We start from the raw sequence: 15,855 nt of genomic DNA on the forward strand, positions 1-15,855 counted from the left end.
CCATGCCGATAGACCCGCCGACGCCGTCGTTCGAGACCATCATCGTCGAGGTGGACGCCACCGACCACGTCGCGACCATCACGCTGAACCGACCGGAGTCGCTGAACGCCTTCAACCGCACAATGTGCGAGGAGATGTCGCAGGCCTGGCACCTCGTCAAGACCGACGACGCCGTCAACGCGGTGGTGCTTCGCGCGGCGGGCGACCGCGCGTTCAGCGCGGGCCTGGACATCAAGGCGTCCTATGGTCAGCCGGACAACGTGTGGAACCACGAGGATCCCGGCGAGCACCTCAGCCCGAAGTGGCAGAAGATGTGGAAGCCGGTCGTCTGCGCGGTACAGGGCATGTGCACCGCGGGGGCGTTCTACTTCCTCAACGAGGCCGACGTGGTCATCTGTTCGCAGGATGCCACCTTCTTCGACTCCCACGTCAGCGCCGGCCTCGTGTGCGCGCTGGAGCCGATCGGGCTGATGCGCCGCGTCGGGCTGGCCCAGTCGCTGCGAATCGCGTTGATGGGTAACGACGAACGCGTCAGCGCCACCACGGCACTGCAGATGGGCCTGGTGACCGAGGTGGTGCCCGCCGACCGCCTGTGGACACGCGCACATGAGATCGCCGCCGGCATCGCCGCAAAGCCACCGTCGGCGACACAAGGCACCGTCAAGGCGATCTGGGAGTCGCTGGAGAAGCCGTATCGCGCGGCGATGGAGCAGAACCTGATCTACACCCGGCTGGGGAATCCGCTCGGTCAGGCCGAGTTGGCCCAGGCGCCGCCGATCGCGCGGCCCGAACCGAGGATCCGATGATGGGTGATCACCCGCTGCGCCAACGCATCAGCGATGTCCTCGCCCTCGATGCGGACGCGCCCGCCATCGAATACGACGGCGAATGGGTCACGTGGGGCCAGCTGGCCCAGTTGGCCGCCCAGATCCACGGTGTCGGGGTGACGGGTCGGCAGGTCGGAATGTTGTTGCGTAACAAGCCCGCCCACGTCGCGAGCTTCCTCGGTGTCCTGCTCGGCGGGGGCACCGTGGTGGTCGTCAACCCATCCCGCGGCGACGACCGCATCAAGGCCGACCTCGACGCGCTTGCGCTACCGGTGGTGATCGGCGAACAGGACGACCTGACGCGGTTGGTGCGCACTCCGGGCACCGACATGGTGGCGATCTCGACGGTCTCCGATCCCATCCGCCTGACCGCGGCGCGCGCCCTGGTGCCAGAGGAGAACCGCATCGGTGTCGCGGTGCGGATGCTGACCAGCGGCACGACGGGGCCGCCCAAGCGGATCGATCTCACCTACGACATGTTGGCGCACAGCGTGATCGGCAAAGGTTTCGACGAAGCGCCACCGCCGAGGCAACTGCGGGGCGGGGTGGCCATCGTCAACGCGCCGCTGGTGCACATCGGTGGGGTCTTTCGGGTGCTGCAGTGCGTCTGCGAGGGGCGCTCGTTCGTCCTGCTGGACCGCTTCGAGCTGAACCGCTGGGCCGACGCGGTGCGACGGCACCGTCCACGCGCGGTGTCGCTCGTGCCGGCCGCGCTGCGCACGGTGCTGCACTCCGAGCTGACCCGCGACGATCTGGCCGGCATCCAAGCGGTCACCTCCGGCACCGCACCGCTGTCCGCCGAGGACGCCGACGCGTTCACCGAGAAGTTCGGCATACCGGTGCTGACGTCCTACGCCGCAACCGAGTTCGGCGGCGGGGTCGCCGGCTGGACGCTGGCCGATTACCACCAGCACTGGCAGACCAAGCGGGGCAGTGTGGGGCGAGCCAGCCTCGGCGCACAGCTGCGCGTCGTCGACCACGACGGGCGCCCCCTCGGCGTCGACGCGCCCGGCCTGCTCGAGGTCAAGCCCGGCCAGTTGGGTCCGGCGGCGAACTGGATGCGCACCACCGACATGGCCCGCATCGACGGCGACGGGTTCGTGTGGATCCTGGGACGCGCGGACCAGGCGATCATTCGCGGCGGTTTCAAGGTCATGCCCGACGATGTCCGCGCAGCACTGGAGAGCCACCCCGCGGTGCACAGCGCCGCCGTCGTCGGTCGGCCCGACGAACGACTCGGAGAGACGCCGGTGGCGATGGTGCAGCCCCGCGAACCCGTCGATGCGGCGACGCTCGAGGAGTTCCTGCGAAACCGCCTGGCCCGCTACGAGGTTCCCACGGCGATCGCGATCGTCGAACAGATGCCGTGCACGCCGTCGGGTAAGCCCGACCTGAGCGCGGTGCGGCAACACTTCACAGTCGAAGCCACCGTCGACAATGCCTGATCGCACCGTCGGCTCGATGCTGCGAGCGCAGGCCGCCGCGCGCGGTGATCACCCTCTGCTGATCTGCGATGCGGACCGCTTGAGCTATGCCGACGCCGAACACCGATCGGCCCTGTTGGCTCGGGGACTGATCGGTCTCGGCGCGGGCAAGGGCACGCACGTCGGTGTGCTGTATCCGAACGGGTCGGCGTTCGTCGTGGCGATGCTGGCCGCCGCGCGGATCGGCGCCGTCGTCATCCCGGTCTCGACGCTGGCGACCGCACCGGAAATGCGCGAACAACTCGGCCACGCCGACGTCGAGATCCTCTTGGCCACAGCGTCGTACCGGTCCCACGACTACCGGCAACGGCTCGCCGATGTCACGGGCCTTCCGCTGCTGCGCCACGTTCTCATCGACACCGAGGCCACGGAGCTTGCCGACGCCGAACTGCTGACCGCGCTCGAGCACGACGTCGAGCCGTGCGACGAGTTGGCGATCATCTACACGTCGGGGTCGACCAGCGCGCCCAAGGGCGTGGTGCACACACACGCGGGGCTGCTCGACCACCAGGTGGTGCTCAACGAGATCCGCGGGCTGACCGCCGATGTGAAGCTGTTCAGCAATTCGCCGTTCTTCTGGATCGGCGGGTGCGCCTACTCCGTACTGGCCACGCTGCTCGCAGGCGCAACACTGTTGTGCTCCAACGCCGTCGATGCCGGCGAGACGCTCGATCTGCTGGAGGCCGAGAAGCCGACGATGACCAACGGGTTCGTGGCCGGTATCGCACACCTGGCCCGCCATCCCAGCCTGCCGAGCCGCGATCTGTCGTCGATCAGGCGAGGCAACCTGTACCCGATCATGGCACCCGACGTCCGGCCCGCCGACCCCGAACTGCGCCACACCATGCTCGGCATGACCGAATCCGGCAGCGTCATCCTGGCCTGCGCCGACGAATCCGATCAGCCCGAGCACCGGCGCGGATCGTTCGGCAAGCCGGTACCCGGGTTCGACGTCAAGGTCGTCGATCCCGACACCGGAGCGCCCGTGGGCGCCGGCGCCGTCGGTGAACTGTGCGCTCGTGGGCCGTTCATGATGCAGCGCTATTACAAACGCAGCCGCGAGGAGTGCTTCGACGCCGACGGCTGGTTCCACACCGGCGACCTCGTCCGCACGGATGCCGACGGCTTCTTCTACTTCGTCGGCCGCCGCGGCTCGATGATCAAGACCGCGGGCGCCAATGTCGCACCCGCCGAGGTGGAACGGGCGATCGCGCAGGTGACCGGCGGCGCCGTCGCGCACGTGATCGGCCTCCCCGACGCCGAACGCGGCCAGCTCGTCGCCGCGGTCGTCGCGCTGGAGGACGGCGCGTCGTTCGACGAGGCCGGATGTCGTGAGCGGCTCAGCACCGAGTTGTCTGCCTACAAGATCCCCCGGCGGTTCGCCGCCGTGCCCGCCGCCCACATCCCGGTGTTGTCGAGTGGAAAGGTCGACTTGTCCCGTTTGGCAGAGGTTTTCGATGTCTGACACGATCGACGCGGTGGTGCGGCTGCGAGCCGCCGAACATGGCGACAAGCCGGCGGTGATCGACCCGTCGGCCAGGATGACCTACGCCGAGCTCGACGCCACCACGCATGAGTTGGCCGCGGCCTTCGTGGCTGCGGGCGTGGGCAAGGGCAACCGGGTCGCCTTGATCATGCCCAACAGCGTCGAGTGGGTGCGGATCGCGATCGCGCTGACCCGCATCGGCGCCGTGCTCGTGCCGTTGAGCACGCTGCTGCAGCCACCCGAACTCGCTGCCCAGCTTCGCATGGCCGCGGTGCAGTTCGTGGTGGCCGTCGAGGAGTTCCGCGGCCACCGCTACCTCGACGACGTCCGCGCCGAGCGCGGCAGTCTTCCCGCCCTGCGCCAGGTTTGGCGCGCGGACCGGCTGCCCCCGGGCGGCGCGGCACCCGTCGACGAGATCGCGGCCGCGGTCACGCCGAGCGACACGTTGGCGATCATGTTCACCTCCGGCAGCAGTGGCCCGCCCAAGGGAGTGATTCACTCGCACGGCAACGCTTTGGGCGCGGTGCGATCCGGTCTGGCGGCGCGATGCATCTTTGCCGAGACCCGGCTGTATCTGCCGATGCCCTTCTTCTGGGTGGGCGGGTTGGCCGGCGGTCTGCTGTCCGCGTTGCTGACCGGCGCGACGTTGGTGACCGAGGAGATCCCGCGACCGGAGACGACCTTGCGGCTGCTCGAACGTGAACGCGTCACCCTGTTCCGCGGCTGGCCCGACCAGGCGCAGGCGATGGCACGCGCGAACACCACCGTGGGAGCTGACCTTTCGGAGCTGCGGCCCGGCAGCATGGAGGCGTTGCTGCCACCCGAGCAGCGCGCGGCCCCCGGCGCGCGGGCCAACTTGTTCGGGATGACCGAATCGTTCGGCCCGTACTGCGGCTATCCCGCCGACACCGATATGCCGCGCTCGGCATGGGGCAGTTGCGGAAAACCGTTCGACGGCATGGAGGTCCGCATCGTCGACACCGACAGCGGTGTGCCGGTGCCGATCGGGACCATCGGGATGATCCAGATCCGCGGGCCACACGTCATGCGAGGAATCTGCCGACGTAGCCGCGAAGACGTGTTCACCCCTGACGGCTTCTACCCCACCGGTGACCTCGGGCATGTCGACGACGAGGGCTTCATGTTCTCTCACGGTCGCTGCGATGACATGTTCAAGGTCAGCGGCGCGACGGTCTATCCCAGCGAGGTGGAGCGCGCGTTGCGGACCATCGACGGCGTGCACAACGCGATCGTCACCGACGTGGCGGGTGCCGTCGGCGCCGCCGTGGTGTCGGAACGCCCCGTCGACGAGTTGCGCGCAGAGGCGCGAACCCGGTTGAGCGCCTTCAAGGTCCCAACCGTGTGGCTTGTCACGGGCAACGACGGCGACCTCCCCCGCAAGGCGTCGGGCAAGGTCGACGTCCTGGCGCTGCGCAAGGTCCTGCGGGATCAGGTCAGGTGACCACGCCCCGCTCGGTGAGGTGGTCGATCAGGGGCTTCGCGCCCGCGGCGAGGTGCTCGGACATCTCGGCGCGGGCCAGGGCCTGGTCGTGCTGTTCGAGCGCCGCCAGTAGCTTGCGGTGGTGATCGTTCGACTTCTCCGGCCAGCCCGCGATGACCGGGAACACCGATTCGGGCGCGTAGCGGGTGATCTGCGACATGAGCTGCGCCAGCTTGGGCGAGTCCGCGGCGACATTGATGGCGCGGTGGAATTCGTGATTGAGCCGTACCGCCCGCTCGTCGTCGGCGGCGGCGTACGCGGATTCCAGGTCTGTCTGGATCTGCTTCAGGTCGCGTAACTGCTCGTCGGTGATGTTGGCCGCGGCGCGCGCCGCGAGCTCACCACCGATGTAGGCCTGCACATTCGACACATCGGTGAGATCGCGGCCGGTCACCGGCAGCACGACGAATCCGCGCCGCGGCTGTTGGGCCAGAAGCCCTTCGGCCTTCAACTCGAACAGCGCCTCGCGGACCGGGGTGACACTGATGCCGAGCTCGGCGGCCAATTGATCCAGCCGCACGTACTCACCGGCGGCGTAGGTTCCGTCGAAGATGCGTTTACGCACGAAACGTGCGACGTCCTCGGCGAGCTGGGGCCGGAAGGCGAATTCGGGCGCTGTCACCGGTCATACCTGATAGTCGGCGAGCAGGCGCTTGCTGATGATGTTCTTCTGGATCTCGCTCGTGCCCTCGCCGATCAACAGGAACGGCGCGTCGCGCATCAACCGCTCGATCTCGTATTCCTTCGAGTACCCGTAGCCGCCGTGGATCCGGAAACTCTGCTGGGTGACCTCCGCGCAGAACTCGCTCGCGAGGTACTTCGCCATGCCGGCCGCGACGTCGTTGCGTTCTCCGGAGTCCTTCAACCGGGCCGCGTTGACCATCATCAGATGGGCAGCCTCGACTTTCGTTGCCATTTCGGCCAATTGGAAGGCGATGGCCTGGTGCTCGGAGATCGGCTTGCCGAACGTCTGCCGCTGCTGGGCATAGCGGACCGCCAGTTCGAAGGCGCGGATGCCCACACCGCACGCCCGCGCCGATACGTTGACCCGGCCGACCTCGATCCCGTCCATCATCTGGAAGAAGCCCTGCCCCGGCGCCTCGCCGAGGATGTCGCCGACCTTCGCCAGGTAGCCGTCGAAGATCAGCTCGGTGGTGTCGATGCCCTTGTAGCCGAGCTTGTCGAGCTTGCCGGGGATGGTCAGGCCAGGCGCGACTTCCCCATAGCCGACCGGCTTTTCGACCAGAAACGCCGTCAGGTTGCGATGCGGTTTGTCGGCCCCCTCGTCGGTGCGCACCAGCACCGCGATCAGTGTGGACGTACCACCGTTGGTCAACCACATCTTCTGGCCGTCGATCCGGTAGGTGCCGTCGTCGTTGCGGGTGGCCCGCGTCCGGATCGCGGCGACATCGGATCCGAGTTCGGGCTCGGACATCGAAAACGCGCCGCGCGTCTCCCCCGTCGCCATCCGCGGCAGGTAGTGCTGCTTCTGCGCATCGGTGCCGTGCTGGCGGAGCATGTAGGCGACGATGAAGTGGGTGTTGAGCACACCGGAGATACTCATCCAGCCGCGCGCCAACTCCTCGACGCACAGCGCGTACGTCAGCAGCGATTCGCCGAGACCGCCGTACTCCTCCGGGATCATCAACCCGAACAGTCCCATCTCCTTCATCGCATCGACGATGGCCTGCGGGTAGGTGTCGGTCTTCTCGAACTCCGGCGCGTTCGGGATGATCTCCTTCTCGACGAATTGGCGTACGGTGGACAGGATTTCGGTCTGTACATCGGTCAGGCCGACCGTCTGGGCGAGTTTCGTCATGCGCCGATCCTCTCGAACACCGCGGCCAGCCCCTGGCCTCCGCCGATGCACATCGTCTCCAGACCGTAGCGGGCGCCGCGCCTGGTCAGCTCGCGCGCCAGCGTCGCCAGCATCCGCCCGCCCGTCGCACCCACGGGGTGCCCCAACGAGATTCCCGAACCGTGCACGTTCGTGCGTTCGGTGTCCGCCGCGCCGAAATTCCACTCCCGCATCACCGCAAGGGCCTGTGCGGCGAACGCCTCGTTCAGCTCGATCAGGTCGATGTCGGTCAACGACAGTCCCGCCTTGGCCAGCGCAACCTCGGTGGCGGGCACGGGCCCGATCCCCATGATGTTGGGCGCCACACCCGCCGAACCCCATGACACCAGCCGCACCAGCGGCGTCAGCCCCAGCTCTTCGGCCTTGTCACGCGTGGTCACCACGCACATCGATGCGGCGTCGTTCTGGCCGCTCGCGTTGCCCGCGGTGACCGTCGCCTCCGGATCCTGCTTGGCGAGAACCGGTCGCAGCTTCGCCAGCGATTCGAGCGACGTGTCCGGGCGCGGGTGCTCGTCGGTGTCGATCACCTCCTCACCCTGCCGGGTGCGCACGGCGACGGGGATGATCTCCTCAGCCAGGATGCCGGCCTTCTGGGCGGCCACCGCGCGGCGATGCGACGTCACGGCGAGCTCGTCCTGCTCCTCACGGGAGATGCCGTACTGCCTGCGCAGGTTCTCGGCGGTCTCGAGCATCCCGCCGGGCACCGGGTAGTCCCGGCCACCGGCGGTGGTGCGTCCGCGGGCCAGCGAATCGTGCAGCATGACGCCGCCGGATTTGGACCCCCACCGGATATCGGTCGAGTAGAACGTCACGTTGCTCATGCTCTCGGCACCGCCCGCGACCACGACGTCGTTGTCGCCGTTGGCAACCTGCAGACAGGCTTGGACGACGGCTTGCAGACCCGAACCGCAGCGCCGGTCGACCTGCATGCCGGGCACGGTCACCGGCAATCCGGAATCCAGCGCCACCACGCGTCCGATGGCGGGCGCCTCGCTGCTCGGATAGCAGTGCCCCAGGATCACGTCCTCGACCGCTTCGGCCTGAATTCCGGTGCGCTCCAGCAGACCCTTGAGCGCGGTGACGCCGAGATCGACGGCCGTCAGCGATTTGAACATTCCGCCGTAGCGGCCGATCGGCGTGCGCACCGGTTCGCAGATGACGGCCTCGCGCATCAGACGTACCTCCCGCCGGTGACCTCGAGGACGGTGCCGGTCATGTACGACGACAGGTCGCTGGCCAAAAAGAGCGCGACCTTGGCCACCTCGTCGGGCTCACCCGCGCGACCCATCGGCACCTCGGCGAGCTTATGATCCCAAATGCGTTGCGGCATCGCCTCGGTCATCGCCGAGCGGATCAATCCGGGCTGAATCGCGTTGACCCGCACGCCCAGATGGGCGAGTTCCTTGGCGGCCGCCTTGGTCATGCCCACGATGCCCGCCTTGGCCGCCGAATAGTTCGTCTGCCCGACCAGGCCGACCTTGCCCGAGATCGACGACATGTTGATGATTGCGCCCCGTTTGTTCTCGCGCATGATCGGTGCGGCCGCCTTCAGCCCGTTCCATGTGCCCTTGAGGTGCACGGCGATGACCTGATCGAACTGCTCTTCGGTCATCTTGCGAAGCGTTGCGTCTCGGGTGATCCCGGCGTTGTTGACCATGATGTCCAGACCACCGAACCGCTCCACGGCGGCACCGACCAGGGCCTCGACGTCGTCGGCCTTCGTGACGTCGCTGCGCACCGCGATCGCGACCGGATCTTTCGAGGCACCTCCGAGTCGCTCGGCCGCCGCCTCGGTCGCCGCCAAATCCAGATCGCCCAGCACCACCCGGGCACCCTCGGCGATAAACCGTTCGGCGATCGCGTATCCCAGGCCCTGCGCACCTCCGGTCACGACCGCCGTCTGTCCGGCCAACAGCGACACCTGATCACCCCTTCCGCTGGTCAAGGCCCACCCAGGGCCGCATCAATCGAACATCATATTTCATATATGATCGCGTCCATTCGATGGCCCGACCGGTCATACGGCGCGGGCGTTCACCGTCGCCGATCGACGCTCACATGGGCAGATGAGGGACAGGAGCACAGGATGACGACGTCCGAAGTCAGCGACGAGGACTTCCAGGAGATCCTCGCGCAGACCCGTCACTTCGTCCGGACCGCGGTGATCCCCCGCGAACAGGAGATCCTGGCCTCCGACCGCGTCCCCGACGACCTTCGCGAACAGGCCAAGAAGATGGGGCTCTTCGGCTACGCCATTCCCCAGGAGTGGGGCGGGCTGGGATTGGACCTCTCGCAGGACGTCGAACTGGCGATGGAGCTGGGCTACACCTCGCTGGCCCTGCGCTCGATGTTCGGCACCAACAACGGCATCGCAGGACAGGTCCTGGTCGGTTTCGGTACCGACGAGCAGAAGGCGCGCTGGCTCGAGCCGATGGCCACCGGTGACGTCGTCGCATCGTTCGCGCTCACTGAGCCCGGCGCAGGTTCCAATCCGTCGGGGCTACGCACCAAAGCCGTTCGGCAAGGCGATGATTGGGTGATCACGGGCCAGAAGCGGTTCATCACCAACGCCCCAACAGCCGACCTTTTCGTCGTGTTCGCCCGTAGCCGCCCCGCCGACGCGGACGGCGCCGGCATCGCCGTGTTCCTGGTGCCCGCCGACACCGCCGGCGTCCAGGTCGGCGCCAAGGACGCGAAGATGGGCCAGGAAGGCGCGTGGACGGCGGACGTCAGCTTCGACGACGTGCGCGTGCCCGCCCAAGCGCTCGTCGGCGGCAGCGAGGACATCGGCTATCGCGCCGCGATGATCTCGTTGGCGCGCGGACGCGTACACATCGCCGCTCTGGCGGTCGGGGCCGCGCAACGGGCGCTCGACGAGTCGGTCGCCTATGCCGCGACCGCGACCCAGGGCGGCACACCGATCGGCGACTTCCAGTTGGTACAGGCGATGCTCGCCGATCAGCAGACCGGCGTGATGGCCGGGCGCGCACTGGTCCGCGACACCGCGCGCCAGTGGGTCCGCGGCGAGGACCGCAGGGTGGCACCGTCGGCGGCCAAGCTGTTCTGCACCGAAATGGCCGGCGATGTCGCCGATCTCGCGGTCCAGATCCACGGCGGCAGCGGCTACATGCGCGAGGTTCCCGTCGAACGCATCTACCGCGATGTCCGGCTGCTGCGACTTTACGAGGGCACCAGCGAGATACAGCGGCTCATCATCGGGTCCAATCTCGTCAAGACTGCGCAGAAGGAGCGCTCATGAACAGGCTCACCGACAAGGTCGCGTTCATCACCGGCGCCGCGCGTGGGCAGGGCCGCGCACACGCGGTACGAATGGCCACCGAGGGCGCCGACATCATCGCCGTCGACATCGCCGGAAAGCTCCCGGACTGTGTGCCTTACGACCATGCCACACCTGAGGACCTGGCCGAGACGGCCCGGCTGGTCGAGGCCACCGGCCGGCGCATCCTCACCTCCCAGACCGACATTCGCGACGCCGAGACCCTGGGCGAGGTTGTCGCCGAGGGGGTTGCGGCGTTCGGCCGGCTCGATGTGATCGTCGCCAACGCGGGTGTCTCACCACCGCAGGTGTGGGACGAGATCACGCCGGAGGACTTCCGCGACGTCATGGACATCAACGTGGCGGGCACGTTCAACACCGTGCGGGCCGGCGCGCAGCACATCATCGACGGGGGCCGGGGCGGATCGGTGATCCTGATCAGCTCGGCGGCGGGAATCAAGTTGCAGCCGTTCATGGTTCACTACACCGCCAGCAAGCACGCCGTCACCGGCATGGCCCGCGCGCTCGCCGCCGAACTCGGCAGGCACTCGATCCGCGTCAACAGCGTGCACCCCGGCCCCGTCAACACCGCAATGGGTTCCGGCGACATGATCACCGCGATCGGCAAGGTGATGGAGACCAATCCTCAGTTACAGCACATGATGACGCCGTTCCTGCCGACGTGGATCCTGGAGCCCGAGGACGTCGCCGACGTGGTGTGCTGGTTGGCCAGCGACGAGTCGAAACACATGACGGCGACGGCCATTCCGGTGGATCAGGGCTCCACCCAGTACTGACGCCGACCCAGGGGCGCCCGGAGGCCTCAGCGGATGAAGCGGACGATCGACTCCGCAACCGCGGCAGGCTTCTCCGAACCCTCGATCTCGACCGTGGTGGTCATCGTCGACTGCACGGCACCGTCGAGCTGGTCGATCTTCGTCAGTTCGGCCCTGGCGCGGATCTTGGCGCCGACCTTGACCGGTGTGATGAAACGAACCTTGTTGTATCCGTAGTTGATCGCCATCGCGACATTGCCGACCGTGTACAGCTGGTGCGAGAAGTGCGGAAGCAGCGACAGCGTCAGCAAGCCGTGGGCGATCGTCTGACCGAACGGTCCGTTGGCCGCCTTCTCCGGGTCGACGTGAATCCACTGGTGGTCCTCGGTGGCGTCGGCGAACAGGTTGACGCGGTCCTGGGTGACTTCGAGCCATTCGGTGGGGCCGAGCTGGCTGCCCTCGGCCGCGATGAACTCGTCGAGGTCGCTGAACTTCTTCACTGCTTCTCCTTCGTACCGGCGACAGGATCCGGCTAGAAGACGATGGTCTGGTTGCCGAATCGGATGATGCGGTCCTCACAGTGCCACAGCACCGCCCGGGACAACACAACGCGTTCGACGTCGGATCCGAGGCGGACCAGATCCTCAACGCTGTGCCGATGGTCGACCCGCACCACATCCTGCTCGATGATCGGGCCCTCGTCGAGGTCCTCGGTGACGTAATGCGCCGTCGCGCCGACCAGCTTGACCCCGCGTTCCTTGGCCCGCCGGTAGGGCGCGGCGCCGATGAACGCCGGCAGGAACGAATGGTGGATGTTGATGAGCGGACACCCGACGTCCGCAATGAATTGCGGCGTGAGGATCTGCATGTAACGTGCCAGGACCACCAGGTCGACGTTGCCGCGCAACAATTCGAGCTGACGACGTTCGGCGTCTTCGCGGATTTCCCTACTGGCGGGTACGTGGAGGAAGGGAACGGAGAACGGCCGGACCTGATCTGCGAGATCGGGATGGTTCGCGATCACCATGGCCACGCTCATGTCGAGCTCGCCGCGCCGGTTGCGCCACAGCAGATCGAGCAGGCAGTGGTCTTCTTTGGACGCCATGATCGCCACCCGCTTGGGTTTCGCGGCTTCGGTCAGCCGAAAGTCCATACCGAATGGTACGGCGACCTGCTCGGCGAATTCGCGTTCGAGCTCATCGCGTGCGGCGGTCAGTCCGGGCAGATGAAAAATGGTGCGCTGCATGAATGTGCCGCCCGACTGTTCGGTCGCGTGCTGATCCAGCGACACGATGTTGGCACCGGCGGCGGCGAGAAAAGCGCTGACGGCCGCCACCAATCCGGGCCGATCCACACAACGAAGCAGCAACCTGCCCACATCCTTAACGGGTAGGTTCCCTGCACCCGGACTCGGATATCCCCCGGTCACCTCTCCCAGCGTGGCACTCGGCCGCCACAAGCGCAGGTGAACCGCCGCATCGCGGGTTCGCGCACCGAATCCGCGGGCAGGCCCGTTCCATTCCGCAACGGATCGCGACCAATTAGCTGTAGGCGATCCAACGCACGATGTCGAACATCCTTTTCGCGCCGACAACAAGCTTTTTCACAACAAGATCAGTGCGCTTGCTGGTAATAAAACAGAACTCGGCGAGATACTCATATGGATGTGGGAAATCCACACGTAATCAGCAGCGACCTGACCATGGGAACTGCCGGATGATCGGACGATTATGACCATTGCACAATTCCAGCCCGCCACCGATGTTGCCGCCAGTTTGCGACAGACTCCCAGTTTCTGGGATTCGGACACGGAATGCACGATCACCTTTGCGCACCCCGCTGTCGAACCCGAGCTCTGGCGCGATTTCGTCCAGGGGGCCGCCCGCAGTTACACCAAGCACGGTGTCGCAAAAGCACTCGACATGGATGCGTTGCACACCGGCTCGGACACCATCCTGTTCGCCGCCTGCGTCGACCGGACGGGAAAGGTGGTCGGCGGCCTACGCGCGAAAGGGCCCTACCAGTCGGCCGACGAGGCCCATGCGCTGCTGGAGTGGAAAGGCCAACCGGGCTTCGATGCGGTGCGAAAGATGATCAGCGACCGGCTACCATTCGGCGTCGTGGAGATGAAAACCGCATGGGTGACTGACGATCCCGATCGCAACCGTCAGCTCACCTACGCGATCTCCCGAACACCGCTGCACGCGATGGGGCTGCTCGACATTCAGTTCATCGTCGCCACGGCGGCCTCCTATGTGCTCAAGCGATGGCTCTCGTCCGGCGGCATCCTGGCGACGAAGATTCCTCCGACGCCGTATCCCGACGAGCGTTATGAAACTCGACTGGCCTGGTGGGATCGTGCGACTTTCGCCAAACACGCCGACCCCAAACAGCTTTCGCTGTATTTCGCCGAACAACAGATGCTGGCTCCGGTTCACAAGGCGGCGGGGGAATCGGCCGCCACCGGGACGGAGCGGTGATCGGCGGGGACAACGACAAGAGTTGGTGCACTGCAGTAATTCTGCGCGCCGACGATCCCGACCTCGCCGAACTGCAGTCAGATCCGGGCATCGCGTTCACCGACAGCGCAGCACAACAACAGCGAGAGCTGCGCGAGATCCGGCCGCCACCGCCGGAAGACGTTCTCGCTGAACCGACTCGCTGGGCCTACTATCCGTGGCGGCGGGCCGCGGCCAGCATCCTCGGCCCCAGAGGATTTCGGCGTGTGCGGCTGGACCGCAACCGGAACCTGATCACGCCGGCCGAACAGAAGAAGCTCGCCAACCTCACGGTCGGCGTCGTCGGTTTGAGCGTCGGTCACACGATCGCCTACGCGCTGGCGGCTCAGGGGCTGTGCGGTCACTTGCGGTTGAGCGACTTCGACGACATGGATCTGACGAACCTGAACCGGGTGCCCGCCTCGGTGCTCGACATCGGGGTGAACAAAGCGATCGTGTGCGCCAGAAGGATCGCCGAACTCGATCCGTACCTACCCGTGCGGGTCGACGTCTCCGGCGTGAACGAGCAAACCGTGCACGGATTCCTCGACGGCCTCGACCTCGTGATCGAGGAATGCGACTCCCTGGACGCCAAACTGCTGGTCCGCGAGGCCGCACGGGAGCGCGGGATCCCGGTGCTCATGTCGACCAGCGATCGCGCGCTGCTCGATGTCGAGCGGTTCGACCTCGAGCCGGCGCGCCCGATCCTGCACGGCCTCGTCGGAGACCTGGACGCGGCGGGCCTCGCGAATCTCAGCAGCACCGACAAGCTGCCGTACTCGCTTCGCCTGGCCGAGGCGAGCCAGGTTTCGGCCCGGATGGCGGCCTCGCTGATCGAGGTGGGCCAGACCTTGTCGACGTGGCCGCAGCTGACGTCCGAAGTGGCGCTGAACACGAGCCTGGTCACCGAGGCGGTCCGGCGGATCGGCCTGGGCGAGCATCTCCCGTCGGGACGGGTGCGGATGGACATCGCCGAGGTCTTCGACCGCCTCGTGACCCCAGTGGTGCCCGGTGCCGACCACACCGTCGATGATCCGCCCCCCGACGCCCGACCAGACCGCGCGACGGACGCGATCGTGGCCGCCGCGCAGCGCGCGCCCTCGGGCGGCAATGCTCAGCCGTGGCGCATCGAGGTGACGGCCGAATCGGCGAGGGTCTCGTTGGACACGCGCTTCACGACGACGATGGACGTCGGTTTCCGGGCCAGCGCCGTCGCCGTCGGCGCCGCCACGTTCAACGTGCGCGTGGCTGCCGCCTCGCATCACATGACCGCGCAGGTGGAGTACGGACGCGGCGACGAGGCCTCCCCGTTGATCGCGACGGTGCATTTCGAGCCGGGCGACGATCCCGAGCTCGCATCGCTGTACGAACCGATGCTGTCCCGGGAGACGAATCGGCATCTCGGCAACGCGGCGCCAATACCCGCCGACACGATCGCCACCTTGGTCGCCGCCGCGGAGGCCGAAGGTGCCCGGCTGAGCGTCCTGACCGAGCGGGACGACCTCGAATCGGCCGCAACGATCCTGGCTGCCGCCGACCGCATCCGGTACCTCACTCCGCGCCTGCACGCCGAGATGTTCGCCGAACTGCGATGGCCCGACGCCCCCTCCCTCGATGACGGCATCGACGTACGGACACTCGAACTCGCTCCGTCGGACTTGGTGATGCTCGACATCCTGCGGCGACCGGAGGTGATGAGCCACCTGAAGGCGTGGGACGGTGGGCGGGCCCTCGGCGACGACACCGCGCGCCGCGTACGCGAATGCGCCGGTCTCGCCGTCATCTCCGTGACCGGGCGCCGGCTCACCGACTACGCGCGCGCCGGGGCGGCCGTCGAGTCGGTGTGGATCCGGGCCCAGCAGCATGGGCTTGCCGTACAACCGGTTTCACCACCGTTTCTGTACGTGCTCGACGAGCAGGACCGCCGCCGGGTCTCGCCCGCCTTCGCCGACGACCTCGGCAGGCTGCAATATGATTTCCGGCAACTCGCGGGAACCGGTACGGCGCAGTCGCAGGCGTTGATCCTCAGGTTGACCTACGCGGCCCGCCCTTCGGCCCGAAGCCGGCGCCGCAGTCATCACCGTCGCGACAGCGCCGACGGCGTTAGGGAGGGTTAGTGCCCAGCAGTCTGGAGAACCTCGTCACCTC

Annotated in this window: 14 protein-coding genes; 8 read left to right on the top strand and 6 right to left on the bottom strand. The window is 67.1% G+C overall.

The window, feature by feature from the left end:
* The first annotated feature begins 2 nt into the window (after positions 1-2).
* From RMCN_RS25310 to RMCN_RS25325, 4 genes are read left to right on the top strand one after another with little or no spacing between them, the layout of a single operon-like run.
* Positions 3-806 carry an enoyl-CoA hydratase/isomerase family protein gene (locus RMCN_RS25310; protein ID WP_067395091.1) on the top strand — a complete coding sequence of 268 codons (804 nt, stop codon included), beginning with the start codon at positions 3-5 and terminating at the stop codon, positions 804-806.
* On the top strand, positions 806-2,272 hold the full coding sequence (locus RMCN_RS25315) for a class I adenylate-forming enzyme family protein (protein WP_067395094.1): 1,467 nt from the start codon (positions 806-808) through the stop codon (positions 2,270-2,272). Before RMCN_RS25310 ends, RMCN_RS25315 begins: the two co-directional genes overlap by 1 nt.
* Positions 2,265-3,776: a class I adenylate-forming enzyme family protein gene (locus RMCN_RS25320; RefSeq protein WP_067395097.1), complete on the top strand. Its 1,512-nt coding sequence runs from the start codon at positions 2,265-2,267 to the stop codon at positions 3,774-3,776. The genes RMCN_RS25315 and RMCN_RS25320 overlap by 8 nt, the downstream gene beginning before the upstream one ends.
* Entirely contained in the window at positions 3,769-5,259 is a 1,491-nt protein-coding gene (locus RMCN_RS25325) for a class I adenylate-forming enzyme family protein (RefSeq protein ID WP_067395100.1), read from the top strand. The genes RMCN_RS25320 and RMCN_RS25325 overlap by 8 nt, the downstream gene beginning before the upstream one ends.
* On the opposite strand, the gene RMCN_RS25330 is transcribed toward RMCN_RS25325, so the two are convergent.
* From RMCN_RS25330 to fabG, 4 genes are read right to left on the bottom strand one after another with little or no spacing between them, the layout of a single operon-like run.
* On the bottom strand, positions 5,252-5,920 hold the full coding sequence (locus RMCN_RS25330) for a GntR family transcriptional regulator (RefSeq protein WP_067395103.1): 669 nt from the start codon (positions 5,918-5,920) through the stop codon (positions 5,252-5,254). The genes RMCN_RS25325 and RMCN_RS25330 overlap by 8 nt on opposite strands.
* Positions 5,921-5,923: 3 nt before the next feature.
* Positions 5,924-7,117, bottom strand: a complete 1,194-nt coding sequence (locus RMCN_RS25335) for an acyl-CoA dehydrogenase family protein (protein WP_067395106.1) — start codon at positions 7,115-7,117, stop codon at positions 5,924-5,926.
* Positions 7,114-8,328 (bottom strand): acetyl-CoA C-acetyltransferase, encoded by a 1,215-nt coding sequence (locus tag RMCN_RS25340; protein WP_067395110.1) that lies wholly within the window; start codon positions 8,326-8,328, stop codon positions 7,114-7,116. The genes RMCN_RS25335 and RMCN_RS25340 overlap by 4 nt, the downstream gene beginning before the upstream one ends.
* A complete protein-coding gene (gene fabG / locus RMCN_RS25345; RefSeq protein ID WP_067395225.1) occupies positions 8,328-9,077 on the bottom strand; it encodes a 3-oxoacyl-ACP reductase FabG in 750 nt (249 codons plus the stop codon). Before fabG ends, RMCN_RS25340 begins: the two co-directional genes overlap by 1 nt.
* A gap of 165 nt (positions 9,078-9,242) precedes the next feature.
* On the opposite strand from fabG, the gene RMCN_RS25350 reads away from it, so the two are divergent.
* Both RMCN_RS25350 and RMCN_RS25355 read left to right on the top strand, forming a co-directional pair.
* On the top strand, positions 9,243-10,415 hold the full coding sequence (locus RMCN_RS25350; protein ID WP_067395112.1) for an acyl-CoA dehydrogenase family protein: 1,173 nt from the start codon (positions 9,243-9,245) through the stop codon (positions 10,413-10,415).
* Complete coding sequence (locus RMCN_RS25355) at positions 10,412-11,230, top strand: mycofactocin-coupled SDR family oxidoreductase (protein ID WP_064414394.1); 819 nt, start codon at positions 10,412-10,414, stop codon at positions 11,228-11,230. The genes RMCN_RS25350 and RMCN_RS25355 overlap by 4 nt, the downstream gene beginning before the upstream one ends.
* Positions 11,231-11,256: 26 nt before the next feature.
* Here RMCN_RS25355 and RMCN_RS25360 read toward each other — a convergent pair whose 3' ends face one another.
* Together RMCN_RS25360 and purU are read right to left on the bottom strand one after the other, a co-directional pair.
* The gene (locus tag RMCN_RS25360; protein ID WP_064414393.1) at positions 11,257-11,709 is read right to left on the bottom strand and encodes a MaoC family dehydratase; all 453 of its coding nucleotides are present in this window, start codon (positions 11,707-11,709) and stop codon (positions 11,257-11,259) included.
* Positions 11,710-11,741: 32 nt separating this feature from the next.
* Complete coding sequence (gene purU, locus RMCN_RS25365; protein WP_082681057.1) at positions 11,742-12,638, bottom strand: formyltetrahydrofolate deformylase; 897 nt, start codon at positions 12,636-12,638, stop codon at positions 11,742-11,744.
* Between the two features lie 301 nt (positions 12,639-12,939).
* On the opposite strand from purU, the gene RMCN_RS25370 reads away from it, so the two are divergent.
* Together RMCN_RS25370 and RMCN_RS25375 are read left to right on the top strand one after the other, a co-directional pair.
* Positions 12,940-13,689 (top strand): hypothetical protein, encoded by a 750-nt coding sequence (locus RMCN_RS25370; RefSeq protein ID WP_067395115.1) that lies wholly within the window; start codon positions 12,940-12,942, stop codon positions 13,687-13,689.
* Positions 13,686-15,824, top strand: coding sequence for an Rv1355c family protein (locus tag RMCN_RS25375; protein ID WP_067395118.1), 2,139 nt, complete (start codon positions 13,686-13,688; stop codon positions 15,822-15,824). Before RMCN_RS25370 ends, RMCN_RS25375 begins: the two co-directional genes overlap by 4 nt.
* Positions 15,825-15,855 lie beyond the last annotated feature (31 nt).

Source organism: Mycolicibacterium novocastrense (assembly GCF_001570485.1).
Lineage (GTDB): Bacteria > Actinomycetota > Actinomycetes > Mycobacteriales > Mycobacteriaceae > Mycobacterium > Mycobacterium novocastrense.

What these genes read in the sequence shown, in the direction of transcription:
- RMCN_RS25310 (WP_067395091.1), top strand. Translation starts at nt 3, where the DNA reads ATGCCGATAGACCCGCCGACGCCGTCGTTCGAGACCATCATCGTCGAG.
- RMCN_RS25315 (WP_067395094.1), top strand. Translation starts at nt 806, where the DNA reads ATGGGTGATCACCCGCTGCGCCAACGCATCAGCGATGTCCTCGCCCTC.
- RMCN_RS25320 (WP_067395097.1), top strand. Translation starts at nt 2,265, where the DNA reads ATGCCTGATCGCACCGTCGGCTCGATGCTGCGAGCGCAGGCCGCCGCG.
- RMCN_RS25325 (WP_067395100.1), top strand. Translation starts at nt 3,769, where the DNA reads ATGTCTGACACGATCGACGCGGTGGTGCGGCTGCGAGCCGCCGAACAT.
- RMCN_RS25335 (WP_067395106.1), bottom strand. Translation starts at nt 7,117, where the DNA reads ATGACGAAACTCGCCCAGACGGTCGGCCTGACCGATGTACAGACCGAA.
- RMCN_RS25340 (WP_067395110.1), bottom strand. Translation starts at nt 8,328, where the DNA reads ATGCGCGAGGCCGTCATCTGCGAACCGGTGCGCACGCCGATCGGCCGC.
- RMCN_RS25350 (WP_067395112.1), top strand. Translation starts at nt 9,243, where the DNA reads ATGACGACGTCCGAAGTCAGCGACGAGGACTTCCAGGAGATCCTCGCG.
- RMCN_RS25355 (WP_064414394.1), top strand. Translation starts at nt 10,412, where the DNA reads ATGAACAGGCTCACCGACAAGGTCGCGTTCATCACCGGCGCCGCGCGT.
- RMCN_RS25370 (WP_067395115.1), top strand. Translation starts at nt 12,940, where the DNA reads ATGACCATTGCACAATTCCAGCCCGCCACCGATGTTGCCGCCAGTTTG.